This window comes from Lysinibacillus sp. UBA5990, assembly GCF_002429815.1.
In the GTDB taxonomy this organism is placed as follows: domain Bacteria; phylum Bacillota; class Bacilli; order Bacillales_A; family Planococcaceae; genus Lysinibacillus; species Lysinibacillus fusiformis.
The window spans coordinates 20,907-35,305 of record NZ_DJAY01000017.1; the positions used below are offsets into that span (position 1 = coordinate 20,907).

Annotated in this window: 16 protein-coding genes; 8 read left to right on the forward strand and 8 right to left on the reverse strand. The window is 35.7% G+C overall.

Features of this window, described 5'->3' with window-relative positions; translation table 11 throughout:
• Positions 1-32: 32 nt before the first annotated feature.
• On the reverse strand, positions 33-872 hold the full coding sequence (locus tag B3D94_RS22690; protein ID WP_193833074.1) for an RluA family pseudouridine synthase: 840 nt from the start codon (positions 870-872) through the stop codon (positions 33-35).
• Positions 873-926: 54 nt separating this feature from the next.
• The gene (locus B3D94_RS22695; protein WP_008173406.1) at positions 927-1,352 is read right to left on the reverse strand and encodes a disulfide oxidoreductase; all 426 of its coding nucleotides are present in this window, start codon (positions 1,350-1,352) and stop codon (positions 927-929) included.
• Between the two features lie 183 nt (positions 1,353-1,535).
• Between B3D94_RS22695 and B3D94_RS22700 the strand changes: the two genes are divergently transcribed.
• Together B3D94_RS22700 and B3D94_RS22705 are read left to right on the forward strand one after the other, a co-directional pair.
• Positions 1,536-2,651 carry a GAF domain-containing sensor histidine kinase gene (locus B3D94_RS22700; RefSeq protein ID WP_025117285.1) on the forward strand — a complete coding sequence of 372 codons (1,116 nt, stop codon included), beginning with the start codon at positions 1,536-1,538 and terminating at the stop codon, positions 2,649-2,651.
• Between the two features lie 12 nt (positions 2,652-2,663).
• Positions 2,664-3,311: a response regulator gene (locus B3D94_RS22705; protein WP_193833073.1), complete on the forward strand. Its 648-nt coding sequence runs from the start codon at positions 2,664-2,666 to the stop codon at positions 3,309-3,311.
• Positions 3,312-3,365: 54 nt separating this feature from the next.
• Here the strand turns inward: B3D94_RS22705 and B3D94_RS22710 are convergent, their stop codons facing one another.
• A complete protein-coding gene (locus B3D94_RS22710) occupies positions 3,366-4,487 on the reverse strand; it encodes a response regulator (protein ID WP_069482629.1) in 1,122 nt (373 codons plus the stop codon).
• Positions 4,488-5,058: 571 nt separating this feature from the next.
• Here B3D94_RS22710 and B3D94_RS22715 point away from each other — a divergent pair.
• Both B3D94_RS22715 and B3D94_RS22720 read left to right on the forward strand, forming a co-directional pair.
• Positions 5,059-5,988 carry a helix-turn-helix transcriptional regulator gene (locus B3D94_RS22715; RefSeq protein ID WP_291761087.1) on the forward strand — a complete coding sequence of 310 codons (930 nt, stop codon included), beginning with the start codon at positions 5,059-5,061 and terminating at the stop codon, positions 5,986-5,988.
• Positions 5,989-6,051: 63 nt separating this feature from the next.
• Positions 6,052-6,792, forward strand: a complete 741-nt coding sequence (locus tag B3D94_RS22720) for an effector binding domain-containing protein (protein ID WP_291761090.1) — start codon at positions 6,052-6,054, stop codon at positions 6,790-6,792.
• Positions 6,793-6,810: 18 nt separating this feature from the next.
• Here the strand turns inward: B3D94_RS22720 and B3D94_RS22725 are convergent, their stop codons facing one another.
• The 4 genes from B3D94_RS22725 to B3D94_RS22740 all read right to left on the reverse strand — a co-directional run bounded on the left by B3D94_RS22725 (position 6,811) and on the right by B3D94_RS22740 (position 10,429).
• Positions 6,811-7,719 carry a cation diffusion facilitator family transporter gene (locus tag B3D94_RS22725; protein ID WP_069482626.1) on the reverse strand — a complete coding sequence of 303 codons (909 nt, stop codon included), beginning with the start codon at positions 7,717-7,719 and terminating at the stop codon, positions 6,811-6,813.
• A gap of 133 nt (positions 7,720-7,852) precedes the next feature.
• The gene (locus B3D94_RS22730) at positions 7,853-9,172 is read right to left on the reverse strand and encodes a hemolysin family protein (RefSeq protein ID WP_175423136.1); all 1,320 of its coding nucleotides are present in this window, start codon (positions 9,170-9,172) and stop codon (positions 7,853-7,855) included.
• 465 nt (positions 9,173-9,637) lie between these two features.
• Positions 9,638-10,054, reverse strand: coding sequence for a hypothetical protein (locus B3D94_RS22735; RefSeq protein ID WP_291761094.1), 417 nt, complete (start codon positions 10,052-10,054; stop codon positions 9,638-9,640).
• A gap of 171 nt (positions 10,055-10,225) precedes the next feature.
• A complete protein-coding gene (locus B3D94_RS22740; protein WP_291761176.1) occupies positions 10,226-10,429 on the reverse strand; it encodes a YheE family protein in 204 nt (67 codons plus the stop codon).
• Positions 10,430-10,618: 189 nt separating this feature from the next.
• Between B3D94_RS22740 and B3D94_RS22745 the strand changes: the two genes are divergently transcribed.
• From B3D94_RS22745 to B3D94_RS22760, 4 genes are all read left to right on the forward strand, one after another.
• Positions 10,619-11,761 (forward strand): DUF445 domain-containing protein, encoded by a 1,143-nt coding sequence (locus B3D94_RS22745; protein WP_069482623.1) that lies wholly within the window; start codon positions 10,619-10,621, stop codon positions 11,759-11,761.
• 16 nt (positions 11,762-11,777) lie between these two features.
• A complete protein-coding gene (locus tag B3D94_RS22750; protein WP_008173388.1) occupies positions 11,778-12,125 on the forward strand; it encodes a YlbF family regulator in 348 nt (115 codons plus the stop codon).
• Between the two features lie 129 nt (positions 12,126-12,254).
• A complete protein-coding gene (locus B3D94_RS22755; protein WP_291761103.1) occupies positions 12,255-12,917 on the forward strand; it encodes a ribonuclease H family protein in 663 nt (220 codons plus the stop codon).
• Between the two features lie 119 nt (positions 12,918-13,036).
• Positions 13,037-13,945, forward strand: a complete 909-nt coding sequence (locus B3D94_RS22760; RefSeq protein ID WP_291761106.1) for a copper amine oxidase N-terminal domain-containing protein — start codon at positions 13,037-13,039, stop codon at positions 13,943-13,945.
• 46 nt (positions 13,946-13,991) lie between these two features.
• Here B3D94_RS22760 and B3D94_RS22765 read toward each other — a convergent pair whose 3' ends face one another.
• Complete coding sequence (locus tag B3D94_RS22765) at positions 13,992-14,360, reverse strand: hypothetical protein (protein WP_069482620.1); 369 nt, start codon at positions 14,358-14,360, stop codon at positions 13,992-13,994.
• Positions 14,361-14,399: the final 39 nt, after the last annotated feature.

Genomic DNA, 14,399 nt, shown 5'->3' on the forward strand with positions numbered 1-14,399 from the left:
CGCTCTCGTAACAGAGAAGCGGGATTTTTTAATTATTGATCGTCCTTGACTGTAATGCGTTTATTTAAAAATGGATGGTCAAATTCTAATTGGATAGCATGGAGTTCATAGTCATCACTAGCCGTTTCTCTTGCACCGTACATAGTATCACCAATAATGGGATGGCCGATATAGGCTAAATGGACACGAATTTGATGTGTTCGACCCGTTTCAAGAATCAAATGGACCACACAAGAATTTTTGTAGCGTGATACGACTTCATAATGTGTCACTGCATGCTGACCAGTTTTGGACACGACACGTCTAGAAGCATGATGTCGATCTTTACCAATAGATTCGGAAATGGTACCTGATGAGGAGCGTATATTTCCTTGTACTTCTGCCGCATACGTCCGAATAATCGATTTTTCTTCAATCATTCGGTCAAAAATTGATTTCGCTAAAGGATGCTTGGCTACGAGTAATAAACCTTGTGTCCCTTTATCTAGCCGATGGACATGCTCTGCATACATACCACCTTGTTGTTGGATATGCGCCATAACGTGGTTCATACATGTATGGGTATCTCGGTCATCATTAGGGTGCGTTGCCATTCCCTTTGGCTTGGATACGATTAAGCAATGATCATCCTCATAAACTATATCAATCGCACAAACAGGTGTTGGTTTATAGCTAGACGCTGGGATTGGGAATGTAAATTTAACAATAGTGCCTACTTGTAAAGGAGTATTCCATTGAACAAGCTCATCATTTTCTAATGTAATAGCTTTTGCCATCCGTAGTTCATGGACGAGCTTTTTGCCTAGTCGCCAATGATTACGTAACAGTTCCTCAATCGTTAAGTGATCTTCATTAAATGTATAAAGAAACATTGATCTTCCTCCGTAAAAAAGACCGTATTCCAATGGTAGAACACGGTCTCTTGATTATTTTGCAGCTTTTGTAGCTTTTATTAAATAGAAGCTTGCCCCTGCAATTAAAATAAATGCAGTTAATGCTAAAAATGGAATAGTGATAAAGCCTAACCAGTTAATATATTGTCCTGTACATGATACGGCGCCACAAGAAGGGGCATTATCCGCTAAAAAACTAAGCTTTTGAATGCCGTAATGATAAAGTGAGATACAGCCTCCGATAACTGAGAAAACCGCTGTTGTGACAGCAATACGAGCATTTTTTTGTATAAAGGCTACAGTGGCCATAATGACGATCGGGTACATAAAAATACGCTGTATCCAACATAGTTTACACGGTTCATAATGACGAATTTCAGAAAAGTATAATGAACCTAGTGTAGCTACAGCAGAAACTATCCATATAAATAATAAGCCATTTTCCTCTTTTTTAGACATATCGATTCTCCCCTTTATAAAAACACTACTTGTACGATTATAGTTGTTCTAGTTTTATATGTAAATTAACTTACGCAAAATAAGGACGATAATTTCAGTCTAAAGTATGAATGACTAATGCAGACGAGCCTAATGCCTTAATGGTATCATTAACAATAGTAATGCTAAAGAAGAGGTGTTTTCGTGAAGGAAAATGAGCACTCCAATATAAGTATATTGAAGGAAATTGCAGAACTATTAAATGAAGAAACTGAAATCGTTACGATGCTAAAAGGGGCCCTTATCAAATTTTTAAATGGAACGAATTTTGAAACAGGTTGGATCTTTTTTATTGATGCAAAGGGACGCTCGGAGCTTGTTGTTCATGAAAATTTACCTGAGGCATTGGAATTTAACAACTGTCATTATTTAAAAAAAGGTGGCTGTTGGTGTGTATCGCGTTATCGTAATGAGGAGTTAAAAAAGGCATCTAATATTATTGAATGTCAACGCATTGAAAGTGCGATTGCAGCAAATGTTGGGGATCATGAAGGAATCACCCATCATGCCACGGTGCCCCTTCAATCTGGACAAGAACGTTTTGGTGTATTAAATGTTGCCTCAAAGGATACGGTACGCTTTTCTGAGGAGGAGCTAGCCCTATTGGAGTCGGTAGCATTTCAGATGGGTTCTGCTATAAAGCGAATTTTACTGACGAAACAAGAGCAAGAAATGGCCCTTGTAAAGGAACGCAACCGTCTAGCAAGAGATTTACATGATTCTGTCAATCAACTATTATTCTCGGTTACGCTAACGGCGAGGGCTGGTATTGAAATGACACAGGATAGCGATGTGAAAGAAACATTTAAAGAGATACAGCATTTAACTCAGGATGCGCTAACAGAGATGCGGGCATTGATTTGGCAGCTGCGACCAAAGGGATTGGAAAATGGCTTACTGGAAGCGATAAAAGTATATGCTGAGATGCTTGGCTTAAAATTACATGTTACGGTTTCAGGAGTTCTACAATTTCCATCGCGTATTGAAGAGACATTATTTCGAGTAGCTCAAGAGGCTTTAAATAATGTTCGACGCCATGCAGGTGTTTTAGAGGCGGCACTTTATATTACCGTCACATCTACAGATATTTTATTAGTTATACGCGATGAGGGACGAGGATTTGTCATTGACAATAATACGAAGCTATTGTCAATGGGCTTACAATCCATTAAGGACCGTGCAAAATCAGTGGGTGGCACTGCTGACTGGGTAAGTGAAATGGGCAAAGGTACGGAGCTGCTAATCCGCTTGCCATATTAAGGGGGAGAGGACATGATACGTGTATTAATTGCAGACGATCATCACGTAGTGCGTCGAGGATTACTGTTTTTCTTAAAGACACAAAAAGATATTGAGGTTGTTGGAGAGGCAAAAAATGGACATGAAGCCGTATCATTAGCAGAAAGTATCCAACCAGACATTATTTTAATGGATTTAGTGATGCCTGAGTTGGACGGCATACAGGCAACAAAGCGCATTAAAGCAAAATTTCCAAAAATAGAGATTTTAATGCTGACAAGCTTTTCAGATCGGGACCATGTTGTCCCTGCAATGGAGGCTGGGGCAGCAGGCTATCAATTGAAAGATATTGAGCCAGATGAATTGGTCTTATCTATTCGTCGCATTATGCGTGGCGAAAATACATTACACCCAGAGGCTACAACGACGCTTGAAATGGATCGCCAGGAGGCAGAGAATGCCCCGCATTCGTTAAATCCATTGACGCCTCGTGAGCAGGATGTGCTGGCAGAGCTAACAAAAGGGAAAAGCAATCGAGAAATTGCTTCCTCATTATTTGTTACAGAAAAAACAGTTAAAACTCATATTTCTAATATATTTACAAAATTACAAGTACAAGATCGTACCCAGGCTGCTCTATATGCGGTTAAGCATGGTTTGACAGAGGGTAGTGGTAGCTAAAGCAAAAACGACGAGTTTCTACAATATTGTAGGAGCCCGTCGTTTTTAGTATGATTATTTACTTTCCACAAATAATTTTTTTGATATCTCTAATAAAGTAGAACTTGGAGTTAATGCTAAATCCTCTTTTAGTTTTTGTTTATACGTTAGGAAAATTTTATGTGCCTGCTCATGAAGACCTGCCTGAATTAATGTGTATAAATAGTGCTCAAGTTTTTGTTCATTATAAGGATCATATTCTAATAAAGCATGTAAAAATTCGATTGCTTTATCAGTATCTGAAAAGACTGTAGTTTGGAACCCTTTTTCTAATAATTCTATGTATGATTTCGTTAATCTATCCTTATAGGCTTTTGCCCATTCATAATCATCAAATACAAATAAACCATTTTTATAAATTGCTAGACATTGATGAATTAAAGAAATAGAAGGAAATTCTAATCGTGAAAAATCCTCATGAAGTTTTTGAAAATCATATAAGTCACACACGAGGCTTGGTTTTTCAAAGATATAGTACTTATTTGAAAAAACAATACAGTTTTCATAGCCAATCGTATTTAATGTTTTTCTTAAGTACGACAAAGCTGTATGAAGATTTGATTTGGCTCTTACATAATCTAAATCTGGCCAAAAAATTTCAATTAAATAATCTCGGTGAATAGGAATATTTGGATGCAAAATAAAATAAGCAAACAATTCCTTCGTCTTCTCAGTTTTAAATGCCACTAAGCTTTTATTGCTATAAACAGCAAATTGATCAAAGCATTGTACATTTAATAACGTTTGAGTTGCTTGTTGAAGCATTTGCTGTATAGAAAATTCATGCTCAATACGAGTCACCGTTTTTTCTAAACGAGCATGGCTGATGGGCTTTAATAAATAGTCTAGACCACCAATTTCGTAAGCCTGTAAAGCAAATTCATGATAGGAAGTAATAAAAACAACACTGACATGTGGACGCTCTGTTTTAATAATGTCTGCTACTTCAAGACCAGAAAGTTCTTTGAGTTTTACCTCTAAAAATAAAACCTCAAATTCTATCGAGGGCAGCTCATTAAGAAATACTTCTACACTCGTAAAGGTTTGAATAATTTGTATTTGCTGAAATACTTGTAGTTTATTTTGAAAATATTGTAAAGCTAAAGGTTCATTGTCTATTAAAACGGCTCGAATCACATCAAACTCTCCTTTTTACAATTAAATTGAAAACCATTAAACTTTAGTTCATTTTGGTTGAAAAGGCTTTCTATATATACTGAAAGGGCATGAAAAGTTAAAATCACTTAATTTCTCTATTAAAAATTTGATACTAAAATAAAGCAATTTGTTGTAGGTCTTCCACAGGCGAGAGTTAGTAATCCTGTGGGGATGTCACATCACGCCAAATCCCTTCTTAGAAAGTATTCGCCGTTCATTATATAGAAGAAAGAAGTTATTTATTTGTGTTAAGAGAATTGAAATAATTGTTTAGGCGTTTATGTATCAAACTATTCTTATAAAAAATTGAAACAGTTTATATTTAGTAGGAATTAAATGCTGTAAGAGATCGACTTTAAAAAGTAATATTTTTTCTTATATTGTAAAAATAGTATAATGATTGTAATAATTAATCAGGCGTTATTATAGTACATTTGTCTTAAATAAAACTCAAAAAGTACTTAAAAAATACTTAAAAATATAGGATGATAGTAATTAAAATGCATTTTACTGAAAAAAAAATAAGATCTATTAAGAAAGGGGCTTATCTATGAAATTAGAGCGTCTGCTAACAATGATAATGATATTAATCAATCGAAAAAAGGTTACCGCACAAGAATTAGCAGAAGTATTTAATGTATCGGTTCGTACTATTTATCGAGATATTGAAACACTAAGCTGTGCAGGGGTACCTGTTATTAGCCAACAAGGGGTGCACGGAGGAATTAGCTTAATAGATGGTTATCGTGTAGATAAACAGGTTTTAACAAAGGATGAGCTTGCGTCTCTGACAATTGCCATTAAAAGTGCTTTGACTACCTATGAAGATTCACATGCAGAAGCTGTTCTTGAGAAGTTAACAAGTATTGCAGATGATCAAGTCAAACAATCCATGGACCACTTATTTGTAGATTTGAGTCCATGGGGGCCAAATATTCTTTTTAAGGAACATATTACATTTTTAAAAAGTGCTATAGAAAATAGGCTTTGTGTAAGCTTTACGTATTCGACGACACATGGAGAGTTAACAAGGCGAGTAGTTGAACCGCATACATTGGTTCAAAAAGGGAAGACATGGTATTTATATGGCTATTGCACGTTAAGAATGGACTTTCGTCTCTTTAAACTGGCAAGGATTAAAAACTTAATGCAAAAAGATCTACACTTTGAGCGAAAGGAAATTAATTTAAGTGAACTTCCATGGGGGAAAGAATGGTATCAGCCACAAAACGTAGTCGATTTAGTCATTAGTTTTGATATGGCTGTGACGACATTAGTGGAAGAATCCTTTGGAGTAGAATATGTTGATCATGAGCTGGCCAAAATTAATATATCTATACCAGAGGATGAGTGGTTGTACGGCTTTTTACTTAGTTTTGGCAATCGCATAAAAGTTATAGAACCACCTCACATTAGAGATATTCTTCAAAAACGTGCGCAGGAAATTTTTCAACTATATAAGAATCCGGATAATAGTTGACAGACAGTTGTCAGGTTTCCTTTGCTATAGTAAGGACAAATAAAGCGAAGGGTGGAATCAACCATGATGCAAAGCTATTGTCAAAGCTGTGGAATGCCTCTAACAGATGAGGCTTTATTAGGAACGGAAAAAGAAGGTCACAAAAATCATGACTATTGTACATATTGTTATGAGAAGGGGAGTTTTAAACAACCTGATTTAACCGTAGAAGCAATGATTGATATTTGCGTGCCACATCTAAAGGGAGAAGGCATGCCTGAAAACGAGGCCCGTCATATGCTCACATCTTTTTTGCCAAGCTTAAAAAGATGGAGAAAACAGGAATGGTCAGAACCAAAAATTATAAACAGAGAGGCATTTCAAATCATAGGAATTTCGGCGGAAACAAGCAATGCCAATGAAATGACAGCACAAGCCAAAATCCCGCAATTATGGCATGATTTTTATGAGCAAAATATTGTTGGCCAACTTTCTACGTTGGATAATCAAAGCGTGTACGGTTTGTACTCGGACTATGAAACTGATGTAAACGGCAATTATTCCATAACACTTGGTGTAGAAGGCCCATTGAACGAACCACCTTCTGAATTAGTCATCAAGACTATTCCAGCAGCCAAATATTTAGTATTCACATCACAAAAAGGAAAAATGCCGGAGATTGTTATCCAAACATGGCAAGAAATTTGGGCATGGTTTGCAAATTCTGAGGTGGAACGAACATATACTGGTGATTTTGAATTGTATGATGAACGTTGTGCAAACCCACAAGAGGCACAGGTGGAAGTTTATATCGCTATTAAATAAAAGTAAGTCTCTTACCAATCAATTGGTAGGAGACTTTTCATCGTTTTGGGGGGGAATTATTTCAATATGTGGTTCGATATGCACAAGAACCTGACAAAAGCGATTTTCTCGCAAGATGGTACGTTCGATTTCTTCAGTAATGCGGTGACTGTCAAAAACATTTAAATTGGGGTCAACAGTTACGGTTATGTCGATAAAATACATATTACCATGAGCTCGGCCTTTAAAGTCTAAGAGCTCGATCACACCGTCCACATTACGAATTAGGACTGATAATGTTTCCACTTCATTGATGTCAAATGCATCTGTAAGACTTTGAACAGCTTCCCAAAAAATTTCTACTGCTGTTTTAATAATTAAAAAGGCAACGATAAGAGCTGTTAGAGAATCGATAATGGGAAAACCAAAAATCGCACCAAAAATACCTACTGCAGTGCCAATGCTGACAAATGCATCTGAGCGATTATCAAAGGCGGCTGCTTTGACAGCGGAGCTTTTTATTTTTTTAGATAGTGCCAAATTATAGCGATAAACGATATACATGACAGCACCACTACCTATCGCTACAAATGCTGTTAAGAGGGAAGGCGTTGTGCCAGGTGGTGCCCATAAGCTTTTTAAAGAATTAATTAAAACCTGGAGACCAACAACAAGCATGATGAATGATGCTACTAAAGAGGCAATGGTCTCAGCACGCAAATGCCCATATTGATGGTTAGAGTCGGGCGGTCTTTGAGCAATGCGTAAGCCAATCAAGACGGCGATAGAGGCGATAATATCCGTGGTGTTATTTAAACCATCTGCCTTTAACGCCTCAGAGGTGCCGATATAACCAATCGTTAGTTTGATGGAGCTTAGGATTAAATAAGTCCCAATGGATAACCAAGCGCCTTTTTCCCCTTCGCGTAAATTTGTATAGAGCTCCATTTTGTTTCCCCCTCGCAAAATTTTCGGACATTAGAAAACGACTCCCTTTTTAAAAGGGAGTCGTTTATATCTATTATCACGGTATTAACTCCCACCTATATAAGGTGTGAGGAAAAGTCCATATTTATGAATCTTACTCAGTAACAGCGTCAAATTCATTTGATAAATCACTTTCAGGTAACTTCAGAACTTCTAAGTATAAAATATGGTGACCATCTAATTCTTTTGCAATAAATTCATAACCTTGCTCCTGAATACTGTCCCCTTCGACTGCATCGAAGCGCTTTGTCATAAACCAACCACCGATAGTATCAATATCATCATCTTCTATGTCAGTACCTAGCATATCATTCACATTTTCAAGAAGCATTTTGGCATCTAAAATAAAATGATTATCTGCAATTTCTTGTACTTCCGGGATTTCATCTTCGTCGAATTCATCTTGAATATCGCCGACAATCTCCTCAATAATATCTTCGATCGTCACTAAACCAGATGTTCCGCCATATTCATCCATTAAAATGGCCATATGAATACGTTCACGTTGAATTTTGAGTAATAATTCGTTAATTTGCGTTGTTTCCATCACTCGAATGATCGGCTGCATATAGTCAATAACTGGTTTATCCCCATTTTTCGGGTCTTTAATGTAAGCGGTTAATAAATGCTTCATATTAACTAAACCAATTATATGGTCTTTATCGCCATCAATAATCGGATAACGAGTATATTGTTCAACACCCATTAAATCAAATACCTCTTTAATTGTCAGTTCTTTTTCAATGCCGACAATCTCTGTTCGAGGTACCATGATTTCCTTTGCAAGACGATCTGAGAACTCAAAAATGCTATTTACATATTCATATTCTGCGTTATTAATTTCTCCACCCTTTAAACTATCTGATAAAATCATACGTAGTTCTTCCTCTGTATGAGCTACTTCTGATTCAGACATCATTTTTAAGCCGAAAAGGCCAGTTAGGCCACGGGCAGATCCGTTTAATAACTTTATGACTGGATACGTAATGTTGTGGAATAAAATTAATGGGCCAGATAAGTTTAATGTGACAAATTCTGCTTTTTGGATGGCTAATGTTTTTGGCGCCAATTCCCCAATAACAACATGCATAAACGTTACGATTGAGAATGCAAGTATAAATGAAAGGATAGATGTTATACTACCATTCAAATTTAGAAATTCAAACACTGGGTGCAAAATAATTTCGAATGTAGGCTCACCTAACCAACCTAAACCGAGTGCAGTGATAGTAATACCTAACTGACATGCAGATAAGTACTCGTCTAAATCTGAAACAACACGTTTTGCATTTTTCGCCTTCTTATGCCCTTCTGCGAGCAATTGATCAATGCGGGTAGTTCTCACTTTAACGATTGCAAATTCTGTTGCAACGAAAAATCCTGTCATTATAATTAGTAGGGCGAATGCCGCCAACCTAATGGTTATCTCCAATATGTCTCCGTCCAAATAATTCCTTTGTTCCCGCCCAAATGAGGGAAGTAAACAAAGTGTACACCTCCTATGATTTAAAAAATTGTTGGATGTTTCAATAATAAGTTATTTAAAAGAAAAACACAAATATTGACAACAACTTTTTCATTTGATTTTCTATCCTGTTTAAAAAAGTAGCTAGATTCAAAAGCAAAGTGATTGTAAACGCGATTGCAATATGCTAACTTAAATTGAGCAAAGATAGTTTGTTTAGGGAAAGAAGCATTTTGCATCTTATATATTACGACACGTCAAAAATCTCAAGAATGCTTTTACTTGCGGATTTTTTTAAATGAATTATTTTAATAGCTATTGGAGAGACTCGATCATCAATTGAGACTTTCCTTTTTTTTATATGATAAAAAACTTAGAAGGAGCAGTCACATCTGTAGACTGCTCCTTCTAAGTTTATTCCTGTTGGAAACGTAATTTTAAACATGCTTTCTCTACATCATGAAAGGATTCTTTCAAAGGTAAATTCCCCGTAAATGGTGCTATAGATATTGGTGCTTTTTCTGTAATACCTTGCTGAGTCAAAATGTAATTTTTACCGTTATAAGTAAAGTACATTGTTTTAATTGATTTTTTACCAAAAGTGCTAGCAGAAGAGTCAAAGAAACCTTTGAGTTGACTACAATATTCATTATAGAAATCGCCATTAATGCCAGAAATGGCTTCAAATTTTTTGTTATCTAATTTACCAGCTTCGTCAGCTAGTTCGAATACTTTCGCGGAAAATTCTGAAAAAAATTCTTTTACTTTTACACGTATTAATGCTTTTGAATGATAACTGTTTAAGTCATCGGAAAGCGTGACTTTACTCATTGAAATGGCCCCCTGCATAAAAAACATATACTATTAAATTGCTAACCCTAATGTATAAGAAATAAATAGGAATTTCAACATGTATCAACATAATTAGCATAAAGGACGTGCTATATATAGTAAATATAGGTATTTTTATGTGGGAATTAAGCGAAAGAATTACTATATTTTTTAATCATACACATGGAATAGCATTAGCTCATGAATCATTTTTTTAACATCTTCTTCATTTGGTGGTGTTGGCCCTGTCCATTGAATAGTGCCATCTTTTAAATATTCAGCAGAGTAGCGTTCACGACGATAAAAAAATGAAACAGTCCATCCTGGAAGTTGAATATTTTCAAATAATGGCTTAAAACTGAAATGCTGAATCATCATCAAACCTCATTTCTATAGTATGTAGTTCATATTATTCAAGGATAATGGTAATTTTGCAACTATTCACTTTTATACTGAAATCTAAAGAGGGTATTTCTTTCGTTGGAAATCATTGCTCTGCTATAATAAGTGCAGAAGGCGACAAATAACGCCAATCGTGAATTCAACTGAAATGAGAGGATACTAATGGACAATTTTATAGTGACATTACTTTTTATGGCAATTATTGGCGCAGCAATCGGAGGCGTTACCAATCACCTAGCCATTAAAATGCTTTTTCGTCCACATAACGCACTATATATTAAAAACTGGCGCGTTCCATTTACACCTGGTCTTATTCCAAAACGACGCGATGAATTAGCAAAACAGCTTGGTCTTACCGTTGTAAATTATTTATTAACTCCTGAAACATTTAGAAAGAAATTTTTCTCGAAGGATATTCAGGAAAAGGTTGAACAGTTCGTGCAAACAAAAGTAGAGGAAACCATCTTTACAAACGATAAAACGATTCAAGATTGGTTAAATATTGCAGGGTTTGCTCATATGCCAGCTACTATTGAGCAGAAAGTTGAAGCGATTGTTGAGGGACAATTTGCATCAGTGAAGAATACACTATCAACAAAATCAATTCGTACACTGCTATCTTCAGATATGCAGGATACTCTTGATGCCAAGATTCCTGTAGCAGTCAGTCATATACTAGAAAAAGGCGAGGATTACTTTTTATCACCAGAAGGTGAAATGACAATTAAAGCAATGATTGATGACTTCTTATCATCAAAAGGATCATTTGGTGGTATGATCAATATGTTTTTAGGTGATTCATCGTCCCTTGTAGGAAAAGTTCAACGTGAGCTCGTCAAATTTTTACAAGCTCCAGGTACGTCAACATTATTAACAAAAATATTTACACAAGAATGGGAAAAATTAAAAGATCGACCAGCGATGGACTTTTTACAAGACATGCAGTTTGATCCAATTTTATCGAAATTACAAATGTATGTAAAAGAGCAATTAGCTGTCGCTGAACGTTTAAATCAACCAATTTCTTATTATTGGCCTGAAGGTAATGAATGGATGAAAAATTCCGTCATCCCACAGGCGATTGAAAAAGCTTTTGTCAAGGCAGAGGAAAAACTAGAGGATGTACTTACACGTTTAAATTTACAAGAAGTTGTTCGTGAGCAAGTGGACTCTTTCCCTGTAGAGAAATTAGAGGAACTTGTATTAGGTATTTCAAAACGTGAATTTAAAATGATTACCGTATTAGGTGCAGTTCTTGGTGGATTGATTGGAATTGTGCAAGGTTTAATTGTTTACTTTATTTAAAAAGGAGACTGTATAAATGGTTAATATTTATAACGACATTAATGCGCTAGAGGCAACTTTCCGTAAGACCCCAGAGTTTGAGGCTTTACAAGCGGCGGTGGAAGTTGTAAAGAGTGATGAAGAGGCGTTAAATGTCTTTAAAAACTTCCGTAAAATTCAAATTGAATTACAAAAGAAACAATTAGCTGGAGAGGATTTATTGGAGGATGAACTTGTTTATGCTCAAAAGGCATCTCAGCTTGTGCAGCAAAATGAAAAGATTTCAGCTATGCTTGAGGCAGAAATGAAGTTAAGTAAAGTCATTGAAGAAGTGAATCGTATTTTAATAAAGCCAATTCAAGGCCTATACGAAGATATTCAATAATCATCCATATTGTAAGGAATAATTGTCTCAGGAATTGCACATATACAAGTAAGAGGAAAACGTGTATCCGCTAATCGGATCACGTTTTTACTTTATATACACCAGTCGATTGTATTGGAGGTTACAACTATGCATGTATTCATTGAATGGACCTATAAAACACCGAAGGGAGCAACAACTGTTTTACGTTCTGAAGAAATGCCTGCAGCGCAAGCGTTATTACTAGCAGAGGATATGGAGAAGACCGGAAGAGTCAAGTCCATTCATTGTTTGGATCGTCAAGATACAAGTTGGACATTAAAAGAGCTAAAAGCCTATTTAAAAGAAATAGATACAGAGCCGCATAATATCATTGTCTATTTCGATGGAGGTTTTGATCGGGGGACAAGACAGGCAGGGCTTGGATGTGCTATTTACTATGAACAAAATGGCAAGCCTTATCGTTTAAGAAGAAATGCTTTTTCATCCGAGCTTAAATCTAATAATGAAGCAGAATATGCTGCGCTTTATTTAGGTTTAGTGGAGCTAGAATTACTAAATGTTCATCATTTACCTGTCCAAATTAAAGGAGACTCCCAAGTAGTTATCAATCAATTAAATGGGGAATGGGCAGCATTAGAAAAAGATCTAGTAGGTTGGGCAGATAAGATTGATGCCAAATTAGCACAGCTCACTATTCAACCGGACTATCAGCTAATCGCTCGCAAGGACAATTCAGAAGCAGATCGGCTTGCTACACAAGCATTAAATGGTATAGATATTACAGGCTTGAGCGAACTCGTAAAAGAATAAATCGAAAGAGGTGTCGGTAGTTACTGTCACCTCTTTTTTTAATTCTCTATAGGTAATGAAACTTTTTCCATTTTGAAACTACTACTCCTATGAACCCAAACAATAAGGAGAGATATTTTATGTATATGAAAAAATTAGCACCAGCAGCTTTGTCTGCATTATTAATGGGAAGTGTTGTCATACCTGTTGCTTCGGCAAATGAGCAGAAGGATGAAGTTGCAATTCCACAAATTCAAATTGATCCAGTACACATTTTCAATCAAACACATGGAACAGTTGAAGATATTCGTGTTGGTAATGACATTACATATTACACTGTTAAAGACGGAGAGCAAATAAATGTACTAGAAATTACAAAAGATACTCCTGTGTATGATAATACGGGTAAAAAAGTAGAGCTTAAAGAAGGGGATAAAGTAGAGGCCTATACATTTGCCAATAAACCACAAAAATATATCTATCCACCGCAATTTAATCCAGAGATTGTCATTGTTGATTCAAAAGAAGTTGGGTTTGTAGAAGTGGATTATTTCTTTGAGGATTTAACAAACACATATGATATTTTAAAATTAAATATTGGGAAAGAAACAGAGCTACTCAATGCCAAAGGTGAAAAAGTAACGTCAAAAGATTTAGCTGAGAAGCATTTAGCTGTTTTCTATACAGCATCCACTAAGAGTATTCCGGCACAAACAACACCTTCGAAGGTGATTGTTCTAGATGACAATTCGAAAAGTTCTTTGAATCCAGTAGATGAGGAAATTAATAAAATCATCGCCACAGATTTTTATATGGTAGAAGAAACAACAATGGTGCCATTACGTAGCATTTCAGAAAAGCTTGGCTTTAAAGTAGAATCAAAAGGTAAAACGGTTATCCTAACAAAGGGCAATGGATCTTATACAATCACACGTGGAGATAAAACGATTGGTTATAACAAATCATTACGCACTTTGTCAGTGGCACCAACGTTGAAAGACACGAAAACATATGTCCCTGTTGAATTCATTGAAGAATTTTTGAAATAAATTTGAAACTAGTATGCCAACTTTTATGGCATACTAGTTTTATTTTTCAAGAGACTATTCTGGAAGGATATCTTTTTGCAAATTGCTGCAGGCATTGCTTGAAAGAAACAGTACTCATAAAATTTTTAGCTAATATCATTTCATCTGAATACAATAAAAATTGCTGGAAGTGCTGTTTAACGAATGCCCTAGCTTTCTCGTAGTGCTTGTTGATAGAAATAGCTCCGTACATTTCTTGTTGGTCAATGATGTAGATAAAGTCACAGATCACATTAAATGTTCCATATTTAAATAATACGGTGACATATAATGTTTTTTCATCACATCGCGCTAAGTCAAAATGGTGGAATGCTACCTCTACTTGATGAATAAAGCTCGAAATGGATGGACGATTACTATTTTTTAAAAGAAACACTATCAACACCACCTTTTGTAAAAAATTATAATGACAAAA